The organism is Curtobacterium sp. HSID17257 (assembly GCF_003989515.1).
In the GTDB taxonomy this organism is placed as follows: Bacteria; Actinomycetota; Actinomycetes; order Actinomycetales; family Microbacteriaceae; genus Curtobacterium.
The window spans coordinates 1-25,280 of the sequence record NZ_RBLU01000001.1; the positions used below are offsets into that span (position 1 = coordinate 1).

General features: G+C 69.7%; 28 protein-coding genes. 6 read left to right on the forward strand and 22 right to left on the reverse strand.

What is annotated here, in order from left to right; translation table 11 throughout:
• The 14 genes from D8M35_RS00005 to D8M35_RS00070 form a co-directional block, all read right to left on the reverse strand.
• A partial coding sequence (locus tag D8M35_RS00005; protein WP_148113322.1) for a hypothetical protein occupies positions 1-656 on the reverse strand: 656 nt, incomplete at its 3' end.
• Positions 653-1,381, reverse strand: coding sequence for a hypothetical protein (locus D8M35_RS00010; RefSeq protein ID WP_126889955.1), 729 nt, complete (start codon positions 1,379-1,381; stop codon positions 653-655). The genes D8M35_RS00010 and D8M35_RS00005, both read right to left, overlap by 4 nt.
• A complete protein-coding gene (locus tag D8M35_RS00015; RefSeq protein ID WP_126889956.1) occupies positions 1,378-1,968 on the reverse strand; it encodes a hypothetical protein in 591 nt (196 codons plus the stop codon). The genes D8M35_RS00010 and D8M35_RS00015 overlap by 4 nt, the downstream gene beginning before the upstream one ends.
• A 28-nt stretch (positions 1,969-1,996) precedes the next feature.
• Complete coding sequence (locus D8M35_RS00020; RefSeq protein WP_126889957.1) at positions 1,997-3,571, reverse strand: hypothetical protein; 1,575 nt, start codon at positions 3,569-3,571, stop codon at positions 1,997-1,999.
• Positions 3,571-3,864, reverse strand: coding sequence for a hypothetical protein (locus D8M35_RS00025; RefSeq protein ID WP_058748770.1), 294 nt, complete (start codon positions 3,862-3,864; stop codon positions 3,571-3,573). Before D8M35_RS00025 ends, D8M35_RS00020 begins: the two co-directional genes overlap by 1 nt.
• A gap of 87 nt (positions 3,865-3,951) precedes the next feature.
• Complete coding sequence (locus tag D8M35_RS00030) at positions 3,952-4,245, reverse strand: WXG100 family type VII secretion target (RefSeq protein ID WP_126889958.1); 294 nt, start codon at positions 4,243-4,245, stop codon at positions 3,952-3,954.
• Positions 4,246-4,516: 271 nt separating this feature from the next.
• Positions 4,517-5,956 (reverse strand): hypothetical protein, encoded by a 1,440-nt coding sequence (locus tag D8M35_RS00035; protein ID WP_126889959.1) that lies wholly within the window; start codon positions 5,954-5,956, stop codon positions 4,517-4,519.
• Positions 5,956-6,276: a hypothetical protein gene (locus D8M35_RS00040; RefSeq protein ID WP_126889960.1), complete on the reverse strand. Its 321-nt coding sequence runs from the start codon at positions 6,274-6,276 to the stop codon at positions 5,956-5,958. Before D8M35_RS00040 ends, D8M35_RS00035 begins: the two co-directional genes overlap by 1 nt.
• A 115-nt stretch (positions 6,277-6,391) precedes the next feature.
• Positions 6,392-6,685, reverse strand: a complete 294-nt coding sequence (locus D8M35_RS00045; RefSeq protein ID WP_126889958.1) for a WXG100 family type VII secretion target — start codon at positions 6,683-6,685, stop codon at positions 6,392-6,394.
• 234 nt (positions 6,686-6,919) lie between these two features.
• Complete coding sequence (gene rplI, locus D8M35_RS00050) at positions 6,920-7,372, reverse strand: 50S ribosomal protein L9 (protein WP_069712629.1); 453 nt, start codon at positions 7,370-7,372, stop codon at positions 6,920-6,922.
• A 14-nt stretch (positions 7,373-7,386) separates the two neighbouring features.
• Complete coding sequence (gene rpsR, locus D8M35_RS00055) at positions 7,387-7,644, reverse strand: 30S ribosomal protein S18 (protein WP_017887834.1); 258 nt, start codon at positions 7,642-7,644, stop codon at positions 7,387-7,389.
• Positions 7,645-7,694: 50 nt separating this feature from the next.
• Positions 7,695-8,273 (reverse strand): single-stranded DNA-binding protein, encoded by a 579-nt coding sequence (locus D8M35_RS00060; RefSeq protein ID WP_126889961.1) that lies wholly within the window; start codon positions 8,271-8,273, stop codon positions 7,695-7,697.
• Positions 8,274-8,276: 3 nt separating this feature from the next.
• Positions 8,277-8,648, reverse strand: a complete 372-nt coding sequence (rpsF, locus tag D8M35_RS00065) for a 30S ribosomal protein S6 (RefSeq protein ID WP_058728349.1) — start codon at positions 8,646-8,648, stop codon at positions 8,277-8,279.
• A 195-nt stretch (positions 8,649-8,843) separates the two neighbouring features.
• Positions 8,844-10,280 (reverse strand): CCA tRNA nucleotidyltransferase, encoded by a 1,437-nt coding sequence (locus D8M35_RS00070; RefSeq protein ID WP_126890057.1) that lies wholly within the window; start codon positions 10,278-10,280, stop codon positions 8,844-8,846.
• A gap of 121 nt (positions 10,281-10,401) precedes the next feature.
• On the opposite strand from D8M35_RS00070, the gene D8M35_RS00075 reads away from it, so the two are divergent.
• From D8M35_RS00075 to D8M35_RS00100, 6 genes are all read left to right on the forward strand, one after another.
• Positions 10,402-14,610, forward strand: a complete 4,209-nt coding sequence (locus D8M35_RS00075) for a DUF6049 family protein (protein ID WP_126889962.1) — start codon at positions 10,402-10,404, stop codon at positions 14,608-14,610.
• Positions 14,611-14,804: 194 nt separating this feature from the next.
• The gene (trxB, locus tag D8M35_RS00080) at positions 14,805-15,803 is read left to right on the forward strand and encodes a thioredoxin-disulfide reductase (RefSeq protein ID WP_126889963.1); all 999 of its coding nucleotides are present in this window, start codon (positions 14,805-14,807) and stop codon (positions 15,801-15,803) included.
• A gap of 63 nt (positions 15,804-15,866) precedes the next feature.
• The gene (trxA, locus tag D8M35_RS00085; protein ID WP_022832611.1) at positions 15,867-16,193 is read left to right on the forward strand and encodes a thioredoxin; all 327 of its coding nucleotides are present in this window, start codon (positions 15,867-15,869) and stop codon (positions 16,191-16,193) included.
• A 189-nt stretch (positions 16,194-16,382) separates the two neighbouring features.
• Positions 16,383-17,687 (forward strand): PLP-dependent aminotransferase family protein, encoded by a 1,305-nt coding sequence (locus D8M35_RS00090; RefSeq protein WP_126889964.1) that lies wholly within the window; start codon positions 16,383-16,385, stop codon positions 17,685-17,687.
• Between the two features lie 40 nt (positions 17,688-17,727).
• Positions 17,728-18,690, forward strand: a complete 963-nt coding sequence (locus D8M35_RS00095; protein ID WP_126889965.1) for a D-alanine--D-alanine ligase — start codon at positions 17,728-17,730, stop codon at positions 18,688-18,690.
• A gap of 5 nt (positions 18,691-18,695) precedes the next feature.
• The gene (locus tag D8M35_RS00100) at positions 18,696-19,415 is read left to right on the forward strand and encodes an ElyC/SanA/YdcF family protein (RefSeq protein ID WP_238638029.1); all 720 of its coding nucleotides are present in this window, start codon (positions 18,696-18,698) and stop codon (positions 19,413-19,415) included.
• A 769-nt stretch (positions 19,416-20,184) separates the two neighbouring features.
• Here the strand turns inward: D8M35_RS00100 and D8M35_RS00105 are convergent.
• The 8 genes from D8M35_RS00105 to rpmH all read right to left on the reverse strand — a co-directional run bounded on the left by D8M35_RS00105 (position 20,185) and on the right by rpmH (position 25,200).
• Positions 20,185-21,162: a ParB/RepB/Spo0J family partition protein gene (locus D8M35_RS00105; protein WP_126889967.1), complete on the reverse strand. Its 978-nt coding sequence runs from the start codon at positions 21,160-21,162 to the stop codon at positions 20,185-20,187.
• On the reverse strand, positions 21,162-22,055 hold the full coding sequence (locus tag D8M35_RS00110) for a ParA family protein (protein ID WP_126889968.1): 894 nt from the start codon (positions 22,053-22,055) through the stop codon (positions 21,162-21,164). The genes D8M35_RS00105 and D8M35_RS00110 overlap by 1 nt, the downstream gene beginning before the upstream one ends.
• An 81-nt stretch (positions 22,056-22,136) precedes the next feature.
• Positions 22,137-22,781, reverse strand: a complete 645-nt coding sequence (gene rsmG, locus D8M35_RS00115) for a 16S rRNA (guanine(527)-N(7))-methyltransferase RsmG (protein WP_126889969.1) — start codon at positions 22,779-22,781, stop codon at positions 22,137-22,139.
• Positions 22,778-23,275: a R3H domain-containing nucleic acid-binding protein gene (locus D8M35_RS00120; protein ID WP_126889970.1), complete on the reverse strand. Its 498-nt coding sequence runs from the start codon at positions 23,273-23,275 to the stop codon at positions 22,778-22,780. Before D8M35_RS00120 ends, rsmG begins: the two co-directional genes overlap by 4 nt.
• Complete coding sequence (yidC, locus tag D8M35_RS00125; protein WP_126889971.1) at positions 23,276-24,238, reverse strand: membrane protein insertase YidC; 963 nt, start codon at positions 24,236-24,238, stop codon at positions 23,276-23,278.
• Positions 24,239-24,246: 8 nt separating this feature from the next.
• Positions 24,247-24,642 carry a membrane protein insertion efficiency factor YidD gene (yidD, locus tag D8M35_RS00130; RefSeq protein WP_126889972.1) on the reverse strand — a complete coding sequence of 132 codons (396 nt, stop codon included), beginning with the start codon at positions 24,640-24,642 and terminating at the stop codon, positions 24,247-24,249.
• Positions 24,639-25,001: a ribonuclease P protein component gene (rnpA, locus tag D8M35_RS00135; RefSeq protein WP_126889973.1), complete on the reverse strand. Its 363-nt coding sequence runs from the start codon at positions 24,999-25,001 to the stop codon at positions 24,639-24,641. The genes yidD and rnpA overlap by 4 nt, the downstream gene beginning before the upstream one ends.
• A 61-nt stretch (positions 25,002-25,062) precedes the next feature.
• Positions 25,063-25,200, reverse strand: a complete 138-nt coding sequence (gene rpmH / locus D8M35_RS00140; RefSeq protein ID WP_019181680.1) for a 50S ribosomal protein L34 — start codon at positions 25,198-25,200, stop codon at positions 25,063-25,065.
• Positions 25,201-25,280 lie beyond the last annotated feature (80 nt).

Sequence of the window (25,280 nt, forward strand, 5' to 3'; positions counted from 1 at the left end):
TCCGGGGTCGCGTCGGCCGTCACCGCCGCGACCGCCTCGTGCACCGTCACGGGCGTGCCCACCCCGACCGGCGAGCCGACCTCGAGCACGCTGGTGCCGACGGCCCACGGTGCGGTCGCGAGCTGCTCGACGAGCCGGACGAGCAGCGCCTGTCGGGCGGCACCCTCCCCGCGCAGCGCGACGATCCCGCCCACCCGGCGAAGGTCGACCACGACCGTCTCGTCCTGGCGGGTCCCGAGCGACACCGCCGTGGCGAACTCGGCCGGGGCTCCGCCGACGAGCGGGACCGTCTGCAGCGCCCACATCGGCGCCGACCAGGTCCGACCGTCCGGCGTGGCGGTCCACGGTGCCGGCGGCGCGATCGTCGGCGAGGCGACGTCGATCCGCACGGTTGCCCCGACCGTGATCCGCACCGCTCCGGGGAACAGCACGCCCGCCCCGGCGCACGAGGCCTCGATGCCGCGGAGCACCCGGTCGACGGCCCAGGCGGCGGCCGGGTCCCGGCGGACCTGGTCGGCCCAGACGAGGGCGTCGGTCGAGGTCCGGCGGCGCAGCGCGACGAGGGTCGGCACCACGACGGCCAGCGCTCCCAGGAGCACGACGACCGACATCGTGAGCAGCAGGTGCGACTCGGGGGCGAGGAACGACCAGGTCATGCGCGGGCCTCGGCGATCTGGGAGATCCGGCGCTCGAGTGCGGTCGGCTCGGTGCCGGGCACGTCCGTCCAGCGGAAGGTGGTCATGACGGCGTCGAAGAGCATCACCAGTGCGTCGGTGAGCTGCTCGGCGGCCTCGGGGTCCGCCGGGTCGCTGCGGCTGATCGCCGAGAACGACATGAGCACCCACCGACCCGGACGGTGCGGGACGGGGATCGAGTACGTGACCTGGCGGTCGTCGACGACGGGCAGGTCCGCGCCGACCTCCGGGAGCTCGGCTGCGACGTCCGCGCGCCGGACCGTCTGCTCGGTGCGTGCGGCGGTGCCGCCGTCGACCTCGCGCAGCCCCGTGTCGTCGGGGTCGAGCCGGGTCGGCAGGGCTTCGGCGAGAAGCTGCGCGACGACCTGCTCGGGGGCCTCCTCGGAGTCGTCGTCCACCTCGGACTCGATGATCGACACCGGGGGCGTGTAGCCGTCGACGGGCTGGACCGGCATGTACACCGCGGTCGCGCCGCTGTCCCCGGCCTCGACCACGGCGCGCAGCAGGCGCTTCCGCATCTCCTGTCGCAGGGGTTCCGCGCGGTCCCGCGGCAGGTCGTCCGGCAGCGCCCGGGCGATCACGGTGCGGACGATCTCGCCGAGTTCCCCGCGCTGGTCCTCGCCGGCGGGCAGGCGTGCCCACCCGGGCGGGACGACGACCAGGAACGACGCGGTCGGAGCGGTCATGCGTGCACCTCGTTCTCCACGGTGGCGAGCAGGTCGACGACGAGCGGTGCGAAGACCGGGACGAGCCCGAGGTCCGTCGTCCGCCAGAGCACGTGCGTGTCGACGCCGTCGGCCCGGCGGACGGCCGTGACGCTCGCCCAGATCGCGCCGTCCTCGTCGAGGTCGTAGCGGGTGACGACGGGCCCCTCGCCCCCGACGTGCCCCGGGAGCTCGTCGACCGACGGCGGCTCGACCGGCAGGCCACCGGTCGCTCCGGCCAGCTCGAGCAGCTCGGTGGTGCCGCCCTCGGCGAGCCCGACGGTGACCACGACGGGCAGCGGCCAGTTCCCCGGCACCGCGAGCGAGGCGACGAGCCACTGGCCCGGCCCGAGACCGGCGCGGAACGCCAGCAGGGTGTCGAGTGCCGCGACGGTGTCGAGTCGCTCGTCCGTCCGGTGCTCCGGACGCTCGTCGTCGAGCCGGACGACCGCGTCGAACAGCTCGAGCGTCTCGGCACGCCAGGCGGTGTCGACCTCGTCCGGGTGCGGCACGAGGAGCCAGGTGGCGCCGTCGGTGGTGATGCTCGACGAGACGGTGGCGGTGGTCACGGTGGTCCTCTCGGGGGTGCAGCGGGGGTCAGCGCTGGGCGGCGGGGACGGTCGGCAGGTCGGTGACGGGGTGCTTGTGCTCCGCCACCCACTCGGTCCACGGCCGCTCCTGGTCGGCGCCGATGCCGATCGGGCCGATCACCAGGCCGGCGATCGCGTTGCCCTTGCCCCAGGCGCTCATGAAGCCGTTCGCGCCGGCGTGGTACCAGGGCGCCGCGGTGACGCCCGACCGGAGGCGGTTCAGCTTCTCGAAGTCACTCAAGCGGTCGCGGGTGAACTGGAAGTCGACGCCACCCAAACGCTCGCCCCAGTCCTTGAGCCCACCGCGGGTGCCGACCTCGGTCCAGAACTGCTTCTTGACGAGCTTCGCGTCGTTCGCGACGACCTTGTGGATCTTCGCGACGTTCCACCAGTTCGGGTTGTCGGAGAACTTCGCCGCGAAGTCGGCCTTCGTCCCGATGGACTCGACCTTCGTCCGTTCGAGGTTCCGCTTCGCGCCGTGGAGCACCTGTGCGAGCGTGTCCCGTTCGTTCCGGAGCGTGACGATCTCGCGTCGGCCGGCGTTCCGGCCCGCCGCGGTGGTCGCTGCTGCCTTGCGCGCACGAGCGGCCGTGAGCGACGTCTTCACGGCCTCCAGGTCGGCCTTCCGCGCGGTGACCTCGGCCTTCGCCGTCCCGAGCGCCTTGTCGAACTTCGTGGTCATCGCGCCCTTGGTCGCCTTGATGCCGTTGCTGACTGCGGTCGAGGTGACCTTCGTGATCGCGGTGCCGAGTCCGAGCGTCAGCACGCCGACGACGGCCATGACGAGGTCGAAGACGTTGCCCTCGCCCATCGCGAAGGTCGCCGCCTGCGCGATCAGGGTCATCCCCGCGGAGATGGCTCCGAGGATGGCGCCGATGCCGAGGCCCGGGATCAGGAAGGCGAAGACGGCCAGGACGATCCCGATGATGGTCAGGATCTTGATGAGCATGTGGATGAACTTGTACCAACCGGAGTCGTGCAGGCCGTCGTGCCAGCCGTCCCGCATGGTGCTCGCGGCCGTCCGACCCGCGGCGCTCAGCTGGTCGCGGGCGTCCTGCAGCTTCCGCTTCGCCGCCGCGACCGCGCCCTCGGCACCGGAGATCCGGTCGGCGCGCTTCTGGCTGTCCGCGGTGTCCTCCGGCGTCGGCTCCTTCCCGCCCGCCTTCGCATCGGCGACGGGGTCGGCGAGTCCCTGGTCCGAACCGAGGTCGCCCTTCGCGTCGATCGCGTCCTGCAGCGCCTGCCACGAGGTCCCCATGACGGTGCCCGCCGAGCGGTCGCTCTCGTCGCCGACCGCGGCGGCGAAGCCGGTCAGGGCCTCGCCCGCCGACCGGTAGCGTCCGGTCATCTGCTTCAGGGAGCCGGCGACGTCCTTCGCCCGCTTGCGGACGGCATCGACGGCCTCACCCTTGCCGACGGACTCGTCGCCGCTGCCGACCTTCTCGAGCGTCGCGGCGGTGGTCTCCATCGACTCCGCCATGTCCCGGTAGTACGCCGCGAGCTCGAGCACCTTCGCCGGCTGCGTCGTGATCGGGTCACCCGGCTCGTCGAGCGCGGCCCAGTCGCCTGCGCGGCCGGCCATCAGGCGGACTCCTCGTGCGACTGCAGGCCGTCGGTCAGCTGCTGCTGCAGGTCGCGCCACGTCTCGACCGAGTTCTGCAGGTTCTTGTCGAGCTTGTCGACGTTCTTGCGGATCTTCTCGCGGTGGAGCTTCCAGTCCTTGCTGAAGTGCGAGAAGGCGTCCTGCAGGTGGGACTCGCCGAAGACGCCGTGGTACTGGTCGTCGTCGGACTTCTGGTGTTCGAGCTCGTCGTTGATGGCGTGCACCTTCGCGGCGCTGTCGCTGAGCTCCTGGCTGATCACGAGATCGGACACGGGTACCTCCGAGGGAACGGGACGAGAACGGGACGCGCCCCGGCCGACATCGCTGACGGCAGCGTCGACCGGGGCGCGGGGAGCGCGCTACTTGATGGCGTTCGCGAGTTCCTGGTCGGTCTGCTGCAGCGCCTCGGCCGCCTTGTTCAGGTACATCGACATGCCCTCGAGACCCTCGATGGTCTTCGTCGCACCGTCGTTGAACTCCTGGTACGAGCTCCCGAACGCGACCGACGACTGGTCCGTCACGTAGCCGCCGGAGATCAGCGAGTCCACCAGGGACTTCAGCTCCCGCAGCTTCGAGGTGATGTCCTGCTCACCGTTCACGAGTCGGGTCGCGGCGTCCTGCATCTCGCCGTAGGTCACGTTCAAGTTGGGCATGGCCTGCTCCTGTCGTTCGTCGCGCCCCCCGGTCGAGGGACACCGGGAACGTTATTCCAGAGCGGAACCATCTCGGGGGGTACATTTCTCGACGCGGTCCACCCGGGGGCGTGCACAGTGATGTGCACATTCCAGTACATCGCCGTCGTATCGGGCTCGGTACCGAGCGGTATTCACATGCCACCGCCGTGTCGAGACTTGCGAGTATCGGCGTGTCGCGCTTCGGGAAGCGGTCCGTTGTCCCCCGGAAGCCGGACAGGCTCCGGCGCGATCAGCCCGTGGTGAGCGCCGCGTTCGCGTCCTTCCAGCCCGGGACACGCTCCTGGTCACTGCCCCAGCCGGTCGGCTTGATGCCCTGGCCGTAGACGAACGTGTTCGCCCAGCTGGCCACGACGCGACCTCCAGCGGCCCACGAGTGCCACGTCGGCGACGCGGCGATCGGCACGCCGTACTTCGACCACATCTCCTTCTGCATCTTCGTCATCTCGAACTGCCGGTCGACACTGAACAGGCGCTCCCACTGCCAGCCCTTGCCGTCCTTGCCGAAGACGTCGAGCACCTTCGCCTTGTCCTCGTTCCAGAGCGCCCGGCTCGGCCGCCACCAGTTCGGCTTCTCCTTGAAGCCGTCGAGCACGTTCTTCGTCCTCGCGGCCGTGAAGGTCTGCTTCACCGTCGCGATCTGCCCACTGAGTTCCCGCATCTCGGACCGTGCCGCGGAGTACTCGCTTCCCGTACGGGCGCCGAGTGCCTTCGTGATCTGCACGGAGCGCAGGTCCTGCAGGTTCCTGATCTTGTCCAGCGACGTCTTCTGGAAGCCGGCGAACCCCTTCGCGAGCCCGGCGGTCTTCAGCGTCGAGACCGCCTTCGTCAGGGCTCCACCGACGCCGACGAGCACCAGACCGACCGCCGAGGTGATCACGTCGAGCCAGGAGCCCTCGCCCATGCTCGCGAGCGCGATGTTGGCGACGAGGGTCACGGACGCCGCCACGGCCGCCATGAAGGTCAGGATCCCCACGCCGGGGATCAGGATGGCCAGCGCGGCCAGGGCGATGCCGATGTAGGTGAAGATCTTGACCAGGATCTTGAGCAGCTTCGAAAAGAACGCCTTGATCTTGTCGCCGAGGGTGTCGTGCAGGCCGTCGTCCCAGGCCGCGCGGATCGTCGACGCTGCCTGGCGGCCGGCACCGTTCAGGGTGTCGACGGCGCGTCGCAGCTTCGCGGTCGCCGCGTCCGCTCCCGCCCGTGCGTCCTCGGTCGCGCGGTGCTTCGCGTCGACCGCCCCCTGCTCGTCCGCGGTCATGGGCGGGGCGTCCTGCGCCCGACCCTGCGACGGGTCGACCATGCTCGCGGCCCGCGACCCGGCTGCCGACGCGTCCTCGGCCTCACGCAACGCTGCGGCGGACTCGTCGAGCGCGGTCTCGAGCGACGGCAGGTACCCGGTCAGGGCGTCCCGGATCGCGTCGTAGCGGCCGGACATCTTCTGCAGCGAAGCAGCGACCTCGCCGCTCTTCTTCCGGACGGCGTCGGCGGACTCGCCCTTGAACTGCGACTCGTCGCCCTCGCCGATGCGCTTCAGGACGTCCGCCTCGCTGCGGATCTCGTCGGCGATCGACCGGTAGTAGTCGACCAGCTCGTGGACCACCTGCGTGTCCGCGACGATCGGGTCCGAGGCCTCGCCGACGAGCGACCAGTTCCCTCCGCGGGCGGGCATCAGGCGGCCGTCCCGTCGGTGTGGCCCGTGTCCGTGCGTTCGGTCGTGAGCTTCTCCGCCAGGTCGTGCTCGAGCGCCGACCAGTTCTCGACAGACTTCTGCATCTTGTCGTGCAGGTCCTTCACCGCGCCCGTCATCTTGCCGCGGTGGATCTTCCAGTCGCCGGAGAAGTCGTGCATCGCCCGCTGCACGTCGTGCTGGCCGTAGACCGCGGTCAGGGCACGGTCGTCGGACTTCTGGTGCTCCAGCTCGTCGGAGATGTGCTGGAGCTTCGTGGCCGAGTCCTCGAGGACGGCCTTGGTGATGATGAGGTCTGCCATGGGTGCTCCCGATCGCTGCCCGTGCCGGTGTGCCGGTGGAAGGTGGGACGGGCGGCCCGTCAGTGGGCCGCCCGTCGTCCGGAGCGGTCTGTGGTCGACCGCCCGGTGCCCCGCGCTACTTGATGGCGTTCGCGAGTTCCTGGTCGGTCTGCTGCAGCGCCTCGGCCGCCTTGTTCAGGTACATCGACATGCCCTCGAGACCCTCGATGGTCTTCGTCGCACCGTCGTTGAACTCCTGGTACGAGCTCCCGAACGCGACCGACGACTGGTCCGTCACGTAGCCGCCGGAGATCAGCGAGTCCACCAGGGACTTCAGCTCCCGCAGCTTCGAGGTGATGTCCTGCTCACCGTTCACGAGTCGGGTCGCGGCGTCCTGCATCTCGCCGTAGGTGACGTTCAAGTTGGGCATGTCGTGCTCCTGGTCTCGATGTCGTTCGCCTCCGGTACCGGAAGCCGAGACGACGGTACCGGCGCGGATGCCCCCGAACGGGGGTGTTCGAGGGCTGTTCACCTGGAGTTCCGCAGCACGAGAGGGCGATGAACGCGCCGTGCACGGCCGACCGTCCGACGGGGGTGACCCCGCGCACACGACGAAGGGCGGGCCTCCCGGAGGAGACCCGCCCTTCGACGGTGGTGACGCTGCTTACTTGGCGGCGACGACCTGCAGGGAGATCACTGCGGTGATGTCCTCGCGCAGACGCACGGTGGCCTCGTGGTCACCGACGGTCTTGATGGTCGCGGGGACCTCGACCTTGCGCTTGTCCAGCGACCCGACGCCCTGCGCCTGGACGGCGTCGGCGACGTCGCCCGGACGGACGGAGCCGAAGAGACGACCGTCCTTGCCGGCCTTCACGGTCAGCTTGATGGTCGCGTTCTCGAGCTTCATCTTGAGGTCCTGGGCCTCTTCGATGGTGGCGAGCTCGCGAGCGGCACGGGCCGCACGGATCGACTCGACCTGCTTCTCGCCGCCCTTGGACCACGCGACAGCGAAGCCCTGGGGGATGAGGTAGTTGCGGGCGTAGCCGTTCTTGACGTCGACGACGTCACCGGCGGAACCGAGGCCGGAGACCTCGTGGGTGAGGATGAGCTTCGACATGGGAAGTCCTCCGATCAGCGGCCGGAGCCGGCGTAGGGGAGGAGCGCCATCTCACGGGCGTTCTTCACGGCACGGGCGATGAGGCGCTGCTCCTGGACGGAGACGCCGGTGATGCGACGGGCGCGGATCTTGCCACGCTCCGAGATGAACTTGCGAAGGGTCGCGACGTCCTTGTAGTCGATGACGCCGACCTTGATCGACTTCGCGGGAGCGGCGTTCTTGCCGCCCTTGCCGCGAGGCTTCCGGCGGTCGCCGGTGCTCTTTCCAGCCATTGTTTGTCCTTAGAGAAGAAGAAGTTGTGTGTCCGTCAGACCGCTGAGGATCAGAACGGGGTCTCGTCGTCGTACGAACCGCCGGGCTGGCTCCACACGTCGTTCGACTGTGCGTTGCCGCCCTGCTGGCCGCCCTGGGGCGACCACGGTGCGTCCGACTGACCACCGCCGTTGCTGTTGCCGTTCCAGCCGCCGCCGTTCCCGCCCTGGCCGCCACCGGAAGCGTTGCCGCCCCCGACCTGGCCACGACCGCCGCCGGAGCCACCCGCAGCACGGGTGACCTGTGCGGTCGCGTAGCGGAGCGACGGGCCGATCTCGTCGACCTCGAGCTCGATGCTCGTGCGCTGCTGGCCCTCACGGTCCTGGTAGGAGCGCTGACGCAGACGACCCTGCGCGATCACGCGCGAGCCCTTCGTCAGCGAGCCCGCCACGTGCTCGGCGAACTCGCGCCACACGCTCGCACGGAGGAACAGCGCGTCGCCGTCCTTCCACTCGTTCGCCTGACGGTCGAACGTGCGAGGGGTGGATGCGATGGTGAAGTTCGCCACCGCGAGCCCGTTCTGCGTGTAGCGCAGCTCGGGATCCGCGGTGAGGTTGCCCACCACCGTGATGACGGTTTCGCCGGCCATGACCTACTCGGCGCTCGCGGTCGCGTTCGCGGCCTTGCGGGCCGCGCGGGCCTCGTCGCGCTGCTTCTGCGCGGCGACCTGGGCGATCGCCTCTTCGGCGCGGAGGACCTTCGTGCGGAGCACGGCCTCGGAGAGACCGAGCTGACGGTCGAGCTCCTTGGCGGCCTCGGGGGTCGAGGTGAAGTCGACGACGGCGTAGATGCCCTCGGACTTCTTCGCGATCTCGTAGGCCAGGCGACGACGGCCCCAGACGTCCACGTTGTCGACGGTGCCACCGTCGTTGCGGATGACCGCGAGGAACTTGTCCAGGCTGGGAGCGACGGTGCGCTCGTCGATCTCGGGGTCGAGGATCGCCATCAGTTCGTACTGGTGCATGCGGAACCCACCTCCTTTGGTCTCGGCGGCTCCGGGCGGTTCCCGGAGCAGGAGGGTTGATGCATGTGTCCGGTCGCGCAGGAGCGCGCGGACAACCCCGCTAGCCTAGCTCACGGCCTGGAGGCGCGCCACCGGCTGTGCAGAGCGGCTCCGGCCCGCCAGGCGGTCGCGTTCGATCCGGCGGTCGCGGCCGGTTCAGGCCGTCGACTCGCGCTCGGCCCACCAGGCGCGCAGGCGAGCCTCGGCCTCGTCCGCGCCGAGGGGACCCTCGTCCATCCGCACCTCGAGCAGGTGCCGGTACGCCTCACCCACGGCACGCCCCGGCGGGATGTCGAGGATGCGCATGATGTCGTCGCCCGTCAGGTCGGGACGGATCGCGTCGAGCTCTTCCTGGTCGGCCAGCGCCGCGATGCGGTCCTCGAGGTCGTCGTAGGCGAAGCCGAGGCGGTCGGCCTTGCGGCGGTTCCGCGTCGTGACGTCCGAACGGGTGAGCTCGTGCAGACGCTCGAGCAGCGGACCGGCGTCGCGGACGTAGCGGCGGACGGCGGAGTCGGTCCAGGCGCCCTCGGTGTAGCCGAAGAACCGCAGGTGCAGTTCGATCAGGCGGGACACCGCGGCGATGGTGTCGTTGTCGAACCGCAGCGCCCGCAGCCGCTTCTTCGCGAGCTTCGCGCCGACCAGGTCGTGGTGGTGGAAGCTCACGGCACCGCCGGGCTCGAGCTTCCGGGTCGCCGGCTTGCCGATGTCGTGCAGCAGCGCCGCGAGCCGGAGCACGGTGTCGGGTGCCTCGCCCGGGTGGCGCTCGGCCTCGTACCCGATCGCCTGGGACAGCACCGTCAGCGAGTGCTCGTAGACGTCCTTGTGGTGGTGGTGCTCGTCGATCTCCAGCCGCATCGCGGGGAGCTCGGGCAGGAAGCGCTCGGCGAGCCCGGTGTCCACGAGCAGGCGGATGCCGGGGACCGGCTCGGACGTGTTCAGCAGCTTCACGAGCTCGTCCCGCACCCGCTCGGCCGACACGATGTCGATCGAGTCGGCGAGGTCCGTCATCGCGCCACGGACCTCGTCGGACACGGTGAAGCCGAGCTGCGCGGTGAAGCGTGCGGCACGCATCATCCGCAGGGGGTCGTCGCGGAACGAGACGGGAGCCGCCTGCGGGGTGTGCAGTCGTCCGGCGAGCAGGTCCTCGACCCCGCCGTGCACGTCGACGAGCTCGCGCTGGGGGAGTCGGAGCGCCATGGCGTTCACCGTGAAGTCGCGGCGGAGCAGGTCGTCCTCGATGGTGTCGCCGAACGCCACCTCGGGCTTGCGGGTCTCGCCGTCGTAGACGTCGCTGCGGTAGGTCGTGATCTCGACCTGCTCGCCGGCGACCCGGGCGGCGATGGTGCCGAACTGCCGGCCGACGTCCCACGTGGCGCTCGCGATCGGCTCGACGATGCGCAGGACGTCGTCGGGGCGGGCGTCGGTCGTGAAGTCGAGGTCGGTGACCGCACGGCCGAGGAACGCGTCGCGGACGGGTCCGCCGACCAGGGCCAGCTCGTGTCCGGCGTCGGCGAAGGCCCGAGCGAGGGTGGCGACGGGCTCGGTGGCGGCGAGTGCGTCGAGTCGTTCGACGGCCTGGGCAACGGACTGCATGACGGCCCCCATCTTCCCAGACCCTCCGCGAGTTCTGCACAGACCGAGCGCGCACGGGTTCGTCCCGTGCGCGCCCTCGTACACTCGTGCTCGGCCGGAACCGACCCTCGGGCCCTCCTGTATGCACATCCTCCGCTCCACGCTCGCCGCCGCAGCCACGGCCCTCGTCGCCATCGGCCTCGTCGTCACGCCCGCCGGCCCAGAGGCCGCGCACGCCGCTGTGCACGCCGCTACCGCCGACCGCACGACGACCCGCACCGCGGCGCCGGCCGCTGCCGACCGGGGGAAGACCTCGCTCTCGATCGCCCCCGCGAACCGCGGGATCGTCCGGCGCGACCAGGAGCTCCAGCTCACCGTGACGGTGACGAACGACACCGACACCGAGGTCCCGGAGGGGTCGGTCGAGCTCGACATCTTCCGCTCCGAGAGCACGCGGGACGTCCTCTCCGACTGGCTCGCCGACACCAGCACGACCGGTTACCTCGGCGCCCCGATGGACTCCGCGGACGTCCCGGCGGTCCCGGCGCACCGATCGGTGACGCAGACGGTGACGATCGCGCCCGGCAACGTCGCCCTCGGCGGGTACTCCTCGTTCGGCGCCCGACGCATCGCCGCCGAGTACACCGCGGACGACACCTCCGCGGTCGCCCGGTCCGCGATCACCTGGTACCCGGACTTCCAGCAGACCCCGGTCGGCGTCTCGGTCGCGATGCCGATCACCCTCCCCGCCACCGCCGACGGCGTGATCAGCGCCGCCGACCTCGCCGCGGCGACCGCGGTGGACGGCACCCTCACGCAGCAGCTCGACGCCGCCGCCGACCACAACGTCGCCCTCGGCGTCGACCCGCGGATCATCGCCTCGATCCGGCTGCTGGGCGAGAACGCCCCCTCGAGCGCCCGCACCTGGCTCGACCGGCTCGAGGGGCTCCGGAACGAGACCTTCGCGCTGCCCTGGGCCGACGCCGACGTCACCGGGCTCCGACAGGCAGGTGCGGACGGCATCCCTGGCGTGATCTCCCTCGACCAGGAGGTCCGCGAGCAGAACTTCCCGGGTGCCAGCACGCCGACCCCGACCCCGACGACCCCCGACACCGGGACGGCGACGGCCACCGCCGGTGCCGCACCGGACGAGACGCCGGACGCGACGTCGTCCCCGTCGGACGACGCGACCGCCGGTACCCAGGACGACGCAGGCCAGGACGTGCCCGGCCAGGACGCGACGGGCCAGGACGGGACGGCACAGGACGGCGCCGACGGCGCGACCACCACGCTGCCGACCACCGCCAGCCTGCTGGACTTCCCGTACGCGCTCGACGACGTCGCCTGGCCGGTCGAGGACACCCTCGCTGCGGACGACCTGCCGGCGCTCGCGAAGGCGGGCACCGGGACGACGATCGTCGCGAGCGGCAACACCTCGGCCGGCCCGGACACCACCGTCGCGGCCTCCGAGCGCATCGGCGACCAGAAGGTGCTCGTCGCCGACCAGGGCATGTCGGCGCTGCTCCGCGAGGCGGCCACCGCGACCGACCAGCCCGACCACGACGCGGCGATGGCCGAGCTCACCGCGACCCTCGCCACCGCAGCCCGCTCCGGCAGCGCCCAGAGCCCCGTGCTCCTGACCCTCGGCCGCGAGTGGCCGACCGACTCCACGATGCTGAGCAGCGCCCTCGACGCACTCGAGGACACGCCCTGGGTCTCGCCGTCGGACCTGTCGACCGCGGCGCAGGCCACCGCCGGTTCCCTCACGCTCGCGCCCGCGGACGACGGCTCGGACCGCCTCGCCCAGCTGCGCCGACTGGTCGAGAGCGAGCAGGACCTCACCGCCTTCGCGTCGGCCGTGGACGACCCCACGCTGGTCACCGCGCCCGCACGTCTGCGGCTCCTCGCGCTGTCGTCCAACGCCTGGCGCGACGAGTCCGACGCCCTCACCACCGCGGTCGCCAAGCAGGTCCGGACCTGGACGCAGACCACCGACCAGGTCAGCATCCCCGACTCGAGTTCGCTGACCCTGCTCGGCGACCGTTCGTCGTTGCCCGTGTCGGTGCGCAACCGGTCGGAGTACCCGATCACGGTGCTCCTGGACGTCCAGCCGTCCAGTTCGGCGCTGCAGGTGGTCCGCAACGCCATCGAGGTGAAGCTCCAGCCGCAGTCCTCCACCCGGACGACCATCCCGGTCCGCTCGGTCGCGAACGGCAAGGTCAGCCTGACCATGTCGCTGACGACGACGACCGGGGTCACCGTGTCGGAGCCCACCACGGTCGAGCTGAACGTGCAGGCGCAGTGGGAGACGGTCATCACCGCCGTGGCCGCGATCGGTCTCGTCGCGATCTTCGGCTTCGGGATCTTCCGCAGCATCCGCAAGCGCATCCGGCGCCGCAACGGCGAGCTCGACGACGAGGACGACGACGACCCGAACCGTCCGCTCGCGGTCCAGCCCGATGCCCCCGGCGCCCCTGCCCGGTCGGGAGGCTCGTCCCACGTCGCACAGGCGGCACCCGCCGCCGCCGTGGTCGGCACCACTGCCGCGTCCGGTCCCGCGCGCGTCGCACCGCAGCAGGCCGGTACGCGCCCTGCGGACGCGACGGTGAACGACGGCGGCGAGCCGCGCCTCCAGGCCGGCCGTCCGGACCAGGACGACACCACGCCAGACCCCGAGGAGCCGACCATCAGCACGCAGCAGCAACCCGCCGTCGACGCGGAGCCCGCGGCCGAACGGAACCTCGGTCGGGCGAGTGCGATGCTCGCGGCGGGCACGATGGCGTCCCGTGTGCTCGGGTTCGCCAAGACCTTCGTCCTGGCCTTCGCGATCGGTCAGAACCAGTCGATCTCGGCGAACGCGTTCGCCGTCGCGAACCAGCTGCCGAACAACATCTACGCGCTCATCGCAGGCGGTCTGCTGTCGGCGGTGCTGATCCCGCAGATCGTCCGATCGATGCGGCAGAACGCCGACGGCGGAGCCGCCTACGTCAACAAGATCGTCACGCTCGGAGCGACCGTCTTCGTCAGCATCGCGGTGGTCGCCACTGCGATCGCACCGCTGCTCGTGCAGCTCTACACGTCGAACTCGTCCTCGGAGAACCTCGACCGCGCAGCGACCGACCTCGCCGTGGCGTTCGCTTTCTGGTGCATGCCCCAGATCCTCTTCTACGCGATGTACTCCCTGCTGGGAGAGGTCCTGAACGCCAAGCAGGTCTTCGGTCCCTTCACGTGGGCGCCCCTGCTCAACAACGTGATCGCGGTCGCCGGTCTGATCGTGTTCATCGCGATGTTCGGTACCGACAACAGCTCCGTCGGCGAGTGGACGCCGTTGAAGATCGCCGTCCTCGCGGGCAGCGCGTCCCTCGGCGTCCTCGCACAGGCCGCCTTCCTGCCGTTCTTCTGGAAGCGGGCTGGCCTGACGTTCCGGCCGGACTTCCGTTGGCGCGGCGTCGGCCTCAAGGCGACCGGGACCGCCGCGGCGTGGCTCTTCGCGATGATCCTCGTCACGCAGGTCGCCGGGATCGTCCAGTCCCGTGTGGCGTGGCTCGGTGGCACGGACGGGCCCGGCAACGCGGTGCTCGCGAACGCGTGGCTACTGTTCATGCTCCCGCACTCGATCGTCACCGTGTCGATCGCGACCGCGTACTTCACGCGGATGAGTCACGACGCGGACGCAGGTGACCTCGATGCGGTCCGTCGCAACCTCTCGCTGTCCCTGCGGATCGTGGGCCTCTTCACCGTCTTCGCCACGGTGGCACTGATGGTCGTCGCGGTGCCCTTCGGGCGCATGTACGAGGGACGGTTCGAGGACTCACTCGCCGTCGGCGCTGTCCTGGTCGCCTACATGCCGGGTCTCGTGCTGTTCAGCATGCTCTTCATCATCCAGCGCGTCTTCTGGGCCCTCCACGACCACCGGACACCGTTCCTCATGCAGTGTGTCCAGTCCGTGCTCTTCGTCGTCGGCGCTGTTGCCGTGACGGCACTCCCCTCATCGATCATCGGGATCGGTGTGGCCGCCTGCACGACCCTCGCCGGGTCGGCGCAGACGATCATCGCGCTCATCCTGGTACGCAAGCGCCTGTCCGGGATCGAAGGGCCCGTGGTCACCCGTTCGCACGTGCAGTTCATCATCGCCGCGCTCATCGCCGGCGCCGCTGGCGTCGTCGTCGTCACCTTCTTCGGAGCGTTCTCCGCAGACGGCTTCGCCATGTCCGACCGGACGGGCGCCCTCGTCACCATCGCACTGACCGGAGCCGTCATGGCGCTCGTGTACTTCGGTGTCCTGGTCGTCGCGAGGAACGGCGAGATCGCGAACGCGGTCAAGCTCCTCCGCGGCCGACTCGGACGCTGACCGGCGGCTGTCCGCCCACCGGCTGTCCGCTCACCGGCTGTCCGCTCACCGGCTGTCCGCCCACCGGCTGTCCGCTCACCGGCTGTCCGCCCACCGGCTGTCCGCTCACCGGCTGTCCGCTCACCGGTGGGCCGGAATGTCCCGCCGGTACCATGTGTTGACCCGGTCAGCACTCAACGGAAGGGCAGCGAGGCATGCGCCAGCTCATCATCATCGGTTCCGGTCCCGCCGGGTTCACCGCCGGCATCTACGCCGCGCGCGCGGAGCTCAAGCCCCTGATCGTCGCGTCCAGCGTCGAGACCGGCGGCGAGCTCACCAAGACCACCGAGGTCGAGAACTTCCCCGGCTTCCCCGAGGGGATCCAGGGCCCGGACCTCATGATCAAGATGCAGGAACAGGCCGAGAAGTTCGGCGCCGAGGTCCTGTACGACGACGCGGTCTCGGTCGACCTGACCGGCGAGGTCAAGAAGGTCACCGTCGGCTCCGGTGAGACGTACGAGGCCCTCGCGGTCATCTACGCGACCGGTTCGGCGTACCGCCACCTCGGCCTCGCCGACGAGGAGCGCCTGTCCGGCCACGGCGTGAGCTGGTGCGCGACCTGCGACGGCTTCTTCTTCCGACAGAAGAACATCGCGGTCGTCGGCGGCGGCGACTCCGCGATGGAGGAAGCGACGTTCCTCACCCGCTTCGCCGACAAGGTGACGGTCATCCATCGCAAGGACTCCCTGCGCGCTTCGAAGATCATGCAGGACCGCGCGATGAACGACCCGAAGATCGAGTTCGCGTGGAACAAGGAGGTCACCGGTATCACGGGTGACTCCGCGGTCGAGGGCGTCACGCTCCGCGACACGGTCACCGGTGAAGAATCCTCACTTCAGCTCGACGGACTGTTCATCGCCATCGGCAACGACCCGCGCACGCACCTGATCCACGGCCAGATCGACCTCGCACCCGAGGGCACCATCGCGGTCCAGGGTCGCTCGTCGCGGACCAACCTACCGGGTGTCTTCGCCGCCGGTGACGTCATCGACCCGACCTACCGCCAGGCGATCACGGCAGCCGGTTCGGGCACGGTCGCGGCACTCGACGCGGAGAAGTACCTCGCCGACCTCGACGACGCGCTCGTCGACCAGGCCGAGGGCGTCACGCCCGAGGGCCCGGCGATCATCGACGTCGAGGCCGCGCGGGCCTGACCCGGACCGGAATACCGCGGCGGCCCAGCCGTTGCACCAACTGAACTTCTCGAAGGAGCACACATGTCCAACGCAAAGGCCGTCACCGACGCCACCTTCTCGGACGAGGTCCTCAAGTCCGACAAGACCATCCTCGTCGACTTCTGGGCCGAGTGGTGCGGCCCGTGCCGCGCCGTCTCCCCGATCCTCGACCAGATCGCCGCGGAGCACGCCGACAAGATCGAGATCGTCAAGCTCAACGTCGACGACAACCCGCAGTCGGCCATGAACTACCAGATCACGTCCATCCCGGCGATGAAGGTGTTCAAGGGCGGCGAGGTCGTGAAGACCGTCATCGGCGCGAAGCCGAAGCCCGCACTCGAGGCCGACCTCGCCGAGTTCCTGGCGTAGGCACCGCGAAGCACACGACGGCCCTGCTCTCCCCGGAGAGCGGGGCCGTCGTCGTTCCGGGGGAGCGACGGGGGAGTGCCAGCTGGGCGTGAGCGGGCCACAGCTTCAGGATCGGTCCTCGTCTCCCACCGCGGATGCGGGGAGCGATGTCGTAGTGTGGCGGGAATGTCCCACTGAACGGAGCACACGATGACGAACGGCAACAGCCTCGACCCCTGGTACGACTCCTACGCCCAGCGGACCGCCGGGCTGAGCGCTTCCGAGGTCCGAGCCCTGTTCGCCGTCGCATCGCGACCCGAGGTGGTCTCGCTCGCCGGCGGCATGCCGTACGTCTCCGCGCTGCCGCGCGAACTCGTCACCGGGTCGATCGACCGCGTGATGACCGAGGACGCCGCCATGGCCCTGCAGTACGGCGGCGGACAGGGCCTCCGGTCCCTCCGCGAGCACATCGTCGACGTGATGAGCCTCGAGGGCATCCGCGCCAGTGCCGAGGACGTCGTCGTCACCACCGGCTCGCAGCACGCGCTCGACCTCGTCACGCGGTTGTTCATCGACCCGGGTGACGTCGTCCTCGCCGAGTCGCCCTCGTACGTCGGCGCCATCGGCGTCTTCCGCTCGTACCAGGCGGAGACCGTCCACGTGACGACCGACGAGCACGGGCTCGTCCCCGAGGCGCTGCGCGAGGCGATCGCGAACCTGCGGACGCAGGGCAAGCGGATCAAGTTCCTCTACACGATCCCGAACTTCCACAACCCGGCGGGTGTCACGATGAGCCGTGAGCGCCGCATCGAGGTCCTCGACATCTGCCGTTCGAACGGCATCCTCGTGCTCGAGGACAACCCGTACGGGCTGCTCTGGTTCGACGAGCCCGCACCGCAGGCGATCCGCTCGATCGACGACGAGGGCGTCGTCTACCTCGGCTCCTTCTCCAAGACCCTGGCCCCCGGCTTCCGCGTCGGATGGGCCCTCGCACCGCACGCCATCCGCGAGAAGCTCGTGCTCGCCAACGAGTCGGCCGTCCTGGCACCGAACTCGTTCGGTCAGTACGTCGTGAACGCCTACCTGGACGCCGCAGACTGGAAGGGGCAGGTCGACATCTTCCGGGGGCTCTACGCGGAGCGCAGGGACGCGATGATGGCTGCTCTGGGGGAGTTCCTGCCCGACCTGACGTGGACGAAGCCGAACGGCGGGTTCTTCGTCTGGCTCACACTGCCGGAGTCGCTCGACTCGAAGGGCATGCTGCCGCGGGCCGTGAAGGAGCTCGTCGCGTACACGCCGGGTACCGCCTTCTACGCCGACGGTCGCGGGGGCGGCAACATCCGCCTGTCGTTCTGTTACCCGACGCCGGACCAGATCCGCGTGGGCGTGAAGCGTCTGGCGACCGTCATCAACGACGAGCTGGAACTGATCGAGACCTTCGGTCACGCAACCCGCCCCAGTGCGGTCAGCGAGTCGCGGTCCACGGTCGTCGCGCCGCCGCCCAACGTCTCCTGACCAGCCCTTTCACCGCCAGTTCCCCTCGGAGGACCCTCGCATGGCCGAGCTCACCCGTCGTCACGTCGTCGTCGTCGCGGGAGGGATCTCGCACGAGCGCGACGTCTCTCTCCGCTCGGGTCGACGCGTCGCCGATTCACTGACGGGGTACGGCTGGCAGGTCGACCTCCGCGACGCCGACGCCGGGCTGCTGCCCGCTCTGCGTGCGTCGCGCCCCGACGTCGTGTGGCCGGCGCTGCACGGCGCCTCGGGTGAGGACGGGGCCCTGCGGGGCATCCTGGAGGCACTCGACATCCCGTTCGTCGGCTCGCGTTCGACGTCGGCTCGGCTCGCGTGGGACAAGCCCACCTCGTCCGCGCTGGTCGCGCGTGCAGGCGTGCGAACCCCGCGCTCGGTCACGCTGTCGCACGACGTCTTCCGGGAGCTCGGGGCGGTCGGTGTCCTCGACGCCATCGCGGCGGAACACCCCGTGCCCCTCGCAGTGAAGCCCGCCCGTGGTGGCAGCGCGCAGGGCGTCACGTTGGTCGAGGACCCGCACGACCTACCCCGCGCGATGGTGACGGCGTACACCTACTGCGACGACGTCGTCGTCGAACAGCTCATCCGTGGGACCGAGGTCGCCGTCGGGATCATCGACACAGGAGACGGTCCGGTCGCCCTGTCGGCGGTCGAGATCGTCCCGAAGAGCGGTACCTACGGTTTCGAGGCCCGCTACAACGCGGGGGAGACGACCTTCTTCACCCCGGCACGCCTCTCGGATGACTTCGGGCGAGCTGCAGCCGATGCTGCGGTCGCGGCGCACACCGCCCTCGGCCTGCGACACGTCTCCCGTGTCGACCTCATCGTGGACAGCGCCGGCACCCCGTGGTTCCTCGAGGCCAACGTGCTCCCGGGCCTCACGGAGACCTCCCTGGTGCCGCAGGCTCTCAGCGCTTCGGGGTTCGACCTCGGTTGGACGTACGCAGAACTCGCCGAGCAGGCCATTCGCGACCACCACGCCTGATCGTGATGCAGAAGGGCAGTGTTCCACGTGGAACGCTGCCCTTCTGCGTTGCAGCCGCCGGAGCCGTGACGCTCGTCGCGCTCGCGTTCGGTGAAGCAGTGCACGCCCGTGCCGCTCATCATGCCCGTGGTGAGCTCGGGGTAGCCCGGGCCGCCCTTGCAGGAAACGGTGCCGCGCGGCTATCCGGCAGGTGCAGCGTCATCGTCTTGGGCTTCGGCAATCGCGGGACTGGGCCGAATGTGGTGAACAGGTGGCGCGCACGAATCGCGTTCCGGACCGCACTGCGGCTCGCAGCGGCCGGAGCAGCCGTCACCATCATCTGCTGTGGCGGGGCAGTTCGCGGGGTCCACCCTGAGGCAGACCTCCTGGCGGAAGCCATCCGCGCTGACGGCTGGCGCGGTCCGATCCTGCTCGATCGAACGAGCACTTCGACGTGGGAGAACATCACCAACGCCCGGGAACTCCTTCCCGATCCGAGCGCGATCGCCATCTGCTCGAACGGGCTGCATGCTGCAAAGGCTCGCGAGTACCTCCGTCGTCAGGACGCCGCGTTGGCCCAGCGGCTCGTTGCTGCAGATGAATACCGCTTCGGCGAGATGACCCTCATCAAGCCGATCTTCGCTGCGGTCGGCCTCTGGAAGCTCCGTGGGGCACGGGACGTTTCACGTGGAACACCCGCGACGGCCGCGGATCCCCCGCACGTGGTCTCACGCCCCAGTCACTGACCAGCGGCGCCCCCGCGCCGACCAAACGCCTCGCTCGTCTCGATCCGGTGCAGCGTCTGGCGACGGCCGGCAGGGTAGAGCGCAGAGCACAGGACCGCACGGCTGGAGGCCTCGTCGCCGGGGTCTGGTGCCGGTGGCTCCAGACTTTGGACTTCCTGGGCTCTCCAGGTCGCGGTCCATGCGCTCGTACTCGCCCGATTCGATCTCGGGCGGGCGACTCCGGCGCCCGCAGTGTCGGCACTCGACACCCGCTGCACGTCGATCGGGTCGATTCACGGCGCCATCGCTCGCCACGTACGCGCAAGACGACCACTCGCGCCGGGTGCGCGCCATGATCCTCGGGGGAGTGACGCTGCCAGAACCAGCGCGGGGGCATCGTGGCGACTCGGTGAGGCTGTGACGCAGGCGTCCCGCTCGGAGGGCGATCGTGATGGATGCGTAGAGACCCCGCTCTGCCGGACATCGATCCAGACGACCACCCCGGCGACCTCCGCTCGAACGGCGGCGGCGGCCATCGCTACCGACGTTCCACGTGGAACAATCGCTTGCACCATGCCCATCCACCACGGGCGACTCAGCTGGCGCGCCTCAGGACGTCCTGAGGCGCTCTGCGCGCCGCAGAGTCCCGAGACGGGTCCGGATGTCGCCCGGGCGCCCTTGGCCGCTCAGTGGGGCACACAGGGGCAGCGGTGGGCCCGCCCGACGCGCTAGGGGTCAGCCCTGAGCGCTCGGTCCGTGCGGCAGCACCGTTCAGCCAGAGATCCCGGCCTCAGTCAGCGACGTCGCTGATCCCCAGCTCGGCGAGGATCCGGTTCAGGTCGTCGCCGTTGGCGAAGTCGATCGTCACCGAGCTCTTCCGAGCACCGACGGCGATCTTCACACGCGTGTTCAAGCGGTCACCGATGCGCTCGGCGAGGTCGTTGAAGTGCGCCTGACGCTTCGAGGGCTCCGTCTTCGGCTTCACCGGGGTCTTCGCCGCAAGCTGCTGAGCGATGGCTTCGGCGGCGCGAACGGACAGGTCCTCGTTGACGATCTTCTCGGCGAGGTACTCCATCGCCTCAGCATCGGGTGCCGCAAGGATGGCGCGCGCGTGACCAGCGGAGAGCACACCTGCCGCCACACGGCGCTGGACGGGGGAGGGAAGCCGGAGCAGGCGGATCGTGTTGGTGATCTGCGGCCGGGAACGACCGATGCGCTGCGCGAGCTGCTCCTGCGTGATCCCGAAGTCCGCGAGGAGCTGCTGGTACGCCGATGCCTCCTCGAGCGGGTTCAACTGGGCGCGGTGCAGGTTCTCGAGCAACGCGTCCCGCAACATCGCGTCGTCAGGGGTGTCCTTGACGATGGCGGGAATGGTCGCGAGCCCGAGCTCCTTCGTCGCACGCAGGCGGCGCTCACCCATGATGAGCTCGTACTGCGGCTCGGTCCCCGTGGCGCCGGCGATCGGACGCACGACGATCGGCTGCAGCACGCCGATCTCGCGGATCGAGTGGACGAGCTCCTGGAGTTCCTCCTCGCGGAACTCCTTACGCGGCTGCTGCGCGTTCGGCACGACGTCGAGCGGGTTCAGGTTCGCCAGACGCGCACCGGGGACTGCGACGAGGTCTTCAGCGGTCGTGCCTGCCGACGGTGCGGACGCCGGCGAACCCCCGGTCGGGAAGAAGACGTCGACCGGGCGGTCCTGCTGGTCCGAGGCCGTGGGGATCAGGGCGCCGATGCCTCGTCCGAGTCCGGTTCGCTTGGGTGCCATCAGTCCTGCGCTCCTCGTGCTGCGATCTCGGCTGCCGCCTCCAGGTAGGAGAGCGACCCGGACGAGTTGACGTCGTACGACACGACGCTCTGTCCGTAGCTCGGTGCTTCGCTGACCCGCACCGATCGGGGGATCACCGCCTTGAGCACCTGGTCACCGAAGTGCTCGCGGACGTCCGCCGCGACCTGGTTCGACAGGTTCGTGCGCCCGTCGAACATGGTGAGCAGGATCGTCGAGACGCGGAGGTTCGGGTTGAGGTGCCGCTCGATCAGCTCGATGTTCCGCAGCAGCTGGCTGAGACCCTCGAGCGCGTAGTACTCGGTCTGGATCGGGATCAGGACCTCCTGCGCGGCGACGAAGGCGTTGATCGTCAGGAGTCCGAGCGAGGGCGGGCAGTCGATGAAGACGTAGTGGTAGGGCTCGTCGAGCGACGACAGGTACTGGTCGAGTGCCGTCCGGAGCCGTTGCTCGCGAGCGACCAAGGACACGAGCTCGATCTCCGCACCCGCGAGGTGGATGGTCGCCGGCACACACCAGAGTGTCTCGGACTCGGGGGAGCGTTGCACCGCGTCTGCGATCGGCGCTTCGTCGACGATCACGTCGTAGACGCTCGTCACCTCGGCCTGGTGTTCCACGCCGAGCGCCGTCGACGCGTTGCCCTGCGGATCGAGGTCGATGACCAGAACCCGAGCACCGCCGTGGGCCAGTGCTGCGGCGAGGTTCACCGTGGTGGTCGTCTTCCCGACGCCACCCTTCTGGTTCGACACCGTGAAGACGCGTGTCTTTGCGGGGAGCGGGAACTGCTGCGTGGCGATCGCCCGGCGGCGCCGGTTCAGATCCGCGATCTCACGAGCCAGGGGCGTCGACGCGTCGTAGTCGGTCGATGAACTCAACGAAGACCTCTTCCCCGGGTCAGTGTTCCACGTGGAACGTCGGGCGTTCGATGTCCGGCGGAGCCGGACCCAGCCGCGGCGTCAGTCAACTGTAGCCCGGAAGACTCGCGTGGTCTCCTCGACCACACCGTCCCCGAGCTCGAGCACCTCGACGTCGGTCAGTCGCTTGCGCAGGATGACCTTCCGAGCCTTCTCGATCTCCTCGTCGACCCGCGCACCCTTCATCAGGATGAGCTGTCCACCCGAGCGGACGAGCGGCACCGTGAGGGGGATCAGCTTCGACAGCGCGCTCACCGCGCGTGCAGTGACCTGGTCGACCACGACCGCATCCGCGACGTCCTCGGCCCGCCCACGCAGGACGCTGACGTTCTCGAGGCCCAGTCGCTCGGACTCGGCGTTCAGCCAGTCACAGCGGCGTTCCATCGGCTCGATGAGCGTGAAGGAGACGTCCGGGCGGGCGATGGCCAGCACCAAGCCGGGCAGCCCAGCACCGGAACCGACGTCGGCGACGCGACCGTCGGCCTCCAGGAGGGGAGCCAGCAGGGCAGAGTTGAGGATGTGTCGATTCCAGAGCCGAGGGAGTTCGAGCGGACCGATCAGGCCCAGCTCCTCACCGCGACGAGCCAGCTCCGCGGTGAAGGACCGTGCGAGCTCGATGCGGTCGCCGAACAGCAGCGCAGCCGCCGCCGGCTCCTGCTCCAGGACCGGCGTGGCCTCGTCCGTCATCGCGTGACGACCGTGTGGCGGTCTCGTCCCTCGCCCTCGGACTCCGAGTGGAAGCCCTTCTCGGCGACCAGGTCGTGCACGAGCTTGCGCTCGTACGACGACATCGGGGGCAGTGCCGCGGTCGACGAACCCGCCTCGATGCGCTCGACAGCCGTGTCGACGAGGCGCTGGAGCTCGGTGGCCCGGGCATCGCGCGAGCCGCCGATGTCCAGGATGAGCCGGCTGAACTCGCCCGTCTCCGCCTGCACGGCGATCCGGGTGAGCTCCTGCAGGGCCGACACGGTGTCCGGCTTCGAGAGCACGCGCAGCGCGCCGTTCTCGTCCGTCACGGAGAGGTAGACCCGACCCGCACGCTCCTCGATCTCGATGTCACCGTCGAGGTCGCAGATGTCGAGGAGTTCCTCGATGTAGTCCGCTGCGATGTCCGCTTCGTCGCGGGTGTCGTCCGACTCCACGGGGGCGTCGACGGTGGGGGCGGTGTCCTGCTCGGTCACTTACTTCTTCCCGTTCTTCTTGGAGCGGTTCTTGCCGACGGGCTGCTGACGCTGCGTCGTCACCCGGACGGGCTCGACCTCGACCGCGGCCGAACCGGCACCGGCCTCAGCGAGCACCGGGGTGCCACGGCGCTGGGCCTTCTTGGCGAGACGGGCCTCGCGGGCGAGCGCTGCCTCGGAACCCGGGGTCGGCATGCTGCGGATCACGAAGTACTGCTGCGCCATCGTCCAGATGTTCGAGGCGAGCCAGTAGAACATGACGCCGAGGGGGAAGCTCAGACCGGAGATCACGAAGACCAGCGGGAGGATGTACAGCATCATCTTCTGCTGGCGGTACATCGGCGACGCCTTGGTCTCCGGCGACATGTTCTTCGCCACGAGCTGCAGCTGGGTGACGAACTGCGACGCGGTCATCACGACGATCATGAAGCCCGCGATGACCCGGACCTCCCACCCGGAGGCGTTGGTGAAGGTCTCGTGCAGGGGAGCGCCGAACAGGGCGGCGTTGCCGAAGTCCTGCGCCAGGGTGTTCGTGAGCAGGCCGATGCCCGTCTTGTTGATCTGCGCCTCGTGCAGCACCGAGTACAGCGAGAAGAAGATCGGCATCTGGATGAGCAGCGGCAGGCAGGAGCTCAGCGGGTTCGTCCCGGTCTCCTTGTACAGCGCCATGGTCTCGCGGCTCATGGCCTCACGCGAGAACTGGTCCTTCTTGCCCTTGTACTTGTCCTGGATCTTCTTCAGCTGCGGCGCCACCTCGAGCATGCGTCGCTGCGACTTGATCTGCCGGACGAAGATCGGGATGAGCGCGGCCCGGACCACGAAGGTCAGGAAGATGATCGACAGCACCCAGGTGATGCCGGCCGACGGGTCCATGCCGATGGACTCGAAGATCCAGTGGAAGGCCACGAGGATCGCCGAGACCACCCACTTCAGTGGCCAGAGGATCGTTCCGATGAAACCCATGAGGACGGTCACGCCTTTCGAGTGCGCTGGGGGAGCAGGACCGGACGACGGGCATCGCCGGACGGCTGGGGGTGCAGCTGGGACGGGGGGAGCACGAACCCGAACCGGGTCAGGCGGTAGGGACGATCACGCTCGCGCACGTCGTCGATCCCGCCTGCGGCCCACGGGTTGCACCGCGCGATCCGCCAGGCCCCCATCGCCGACCCGCGCACGACGCCGTACTGCTGGATGGCCTCGAGCGCGTACCGTGAGCACGACGGGTGGTAGCGGCAGACGTTCCCGTACAGGGGAGAGATGACCGCGCGGTAGGCGCGCAGCACGACGACGCACACGTTGCGCGGGAGCAACGCGACGACCCAGGCCAGTCGGTTCAACGCCAGCCGGGTCCACTGGATGCGGTTCATGCTGCCTTCTCCACCCCGCGCGCGAAGGAGCGCGAGACGTCTTCGAGAAGGGTAGGCCATCCGGCCTGCGCCGCGGCTGGCAAGGCCCTGATGACCACGTCGTGGCCGGTCGGCACCTCGGTCAGCAGTTCGTGGGCGATCGCCTTGAACCGTCGTCGGACCGTGTTGCGGGTGACGGCGTTGCCGACCGTCTTCGCGACGATGAACCCGAACCGCGTCGGACCGTCCGGACCGGGTTCGGCCCCGACGGGTCGACGGACCACGGATACGACGACGTGCGCCGTGGCGCTCCTGCGACCACGACGCACGACGGACCGGTAGTCGTCACCACGGACGATGCGGTTGGCGCGGGCCAACACGATCGCTACCGGGTTCCGATTCGGGACCGGATCAGGCGCTGCCCCGGGGGGCGGAGCCCGATCAGGCGCTGAGCTCGGTGCGGCCCTTGCTGCGGCGCGCGGCGAGGATGGCGCGGCCGGCACGGGTGCGCATGCGGGCGCGGAAGCCGTGCTTCTTGGCGCGACGGCGGTTGTTCGGCTGGAAGGTGCGCTTGCTCATGATGATCTCCACACGGCTGCGCTCGAGGACGGGCTCAGCGCGAGCCGACACGTATGTCTGGACAGCCGCTCGACGGAACC

Bases quoted from the DNA above. Each gene is read 5' to 3' on its own strand.
- D8M35_RS00010 (WP_126889955.1), bottom strand. From the start codon at position 1,381: ATGACCGCTCCGACCGCGTCGTTCCTGGTCGTCGTCCCGCCCGGGTGG.
- D8M35_RS00020 (WP_126889957.1), bottom strand. From the start codon at position 3,571: ATGGCCGGCCGCGCAGGCGACTGGGCCGCGCTCGACGAGCCGGGTGAC.
- D8M35_RS00030 (WP_126889958.1), bottom strand. From the start codon at position 4,245: ATGCCCAACTTGAACGTGACCTACGGCGAGATGCAGGACGCCGCGACC.
- D8M35_RS00035 (WP_126889959.1), bottom strand. From the start codon at position 5,956: ATGCCCGCCCGCGGAGGGAACTGGTCGCTCGTCGGCGAGGCCTCGGAC.
- D8M35_RS00040 (WP_126889960.1), bottom strand. From the start codon at position 6,276: ATGGCAGACCTCATCATCACCAAGGCCGTCCTCGAGGACTCGGCCACG.
- D8M35_RS00045 (WP_126889958.1), bottom strand. From the start codon at position 6,685: ATGCCCAACTTGAACGTCACCTACGGCGAGATGCAGGACGCCGCGACC.
- rplI (WP_069712629.1), bottom strand. From the start codon at position 7,372: ATGTCGAAGCTCATCCTCACCCACGAGGTCTCCGGCCTCGGTTCCGCC.
- rpsR (WP_017887834.1), bottom strand. From the start codon at position 7,644: ATGGCTGGAAAGAGCACCGGCGACCGCCGGAAGCCTCGCGGCAAGGGC.
- D8M35_RS00060 (WP_126889961.1), bottom strand. From the start codon at position 8,273: ATGGCCGGCGAAACCGTCATCACGGTGGTGGGCAACCTCACCGCGGAT.
- rpsF (WP_058728349.1), bottom strand. From the start codon at position 8,648: ATGCACCAGTACGAACTGATGGCGATCCTCGACCCCGAGATCGACGAG.
- D8M35_RS00070 (WP_126890057.1), bottom strand. From the start codon at position 10,280: ATGCAGTCCGTTGCCCAGGCCGTCGAACGACTCGACGCACTCGCCGCC.
- D8M35_RS00075 (WP_126889962.1), top strand. From the start codon at position 10,402: ATGCACATCCTCCGCTCCACGCTCGCCGCCGCAGCCACGGCCCTCGTC.
- trxB (WP_126889963.1), top strand. From the start codon at position 14,805: ATGCGCCAGCTCATCATCATCGGTTCCGGTCCCGCCGGGTTCACCGCC.
- trxA (WP_022832611.1), top strand. From the start codon at position 15,867: ATGTCCAACGCAAAGGCCGTCACCGACGCCACCTTCTCGGACGAGGTC.
- D8M35_RS00090 (WP_126889964.1), top strand. From the start codon at position 16,383: ATGACGAACGGCAACAGCCTCGACCCCTGGTACGACTCCTACGCCCAG.
- D8M35_RS00095 (WP_126889965.1), top strand. From the start codon at position 17,728: ATGGCCGAGCTCACCCGTCGTCACGTCGTCGTCGTCGCGGGAGGGATC.
- D8M35_RS00100 (WP_238638029.1), top strand. From the start codon at position 18,696: ATGCAGAAGGGCAGTGTTCCACGTGGAACGCTGCCCTTCTGCGTTGCA.
- D8M35_RS00105 (WP_126889967.1), bottom strand. From the start codon at position 21,162: ATGGCACCCAAGCGAACCGGACTCGGACGAGGCATCGGCGCCCTGATC.
- rsmG (WP_126889969.1), bottom strand. From the start codon at position 22,781: ATGACGGACGAGGCCACGCCGGTCCTGGAGCAGGAGCCGGCGGCGGCT.
- yidC (WP_126889971.1), bottom strand. From the start codon at position 24,238: ATGGGTTTCATCGGAACGATCCTCTGGCCACTGAAGTGGGTGGTCTCG.
- yidD (WP_126889972.1), bottom strand. From the start codon at position 24,642: ATGAACCGCATCCAGTGGACCCGGCTGGCGTTGAACCGACTGGCCTGG.
- rpmH (WP_019181680.1), bottom strand. From the start codon at position 25,200: ATGAGCAAGCGCACCTTCCAGCCGAACAACCGCCGTCGCGCCAAGAAG.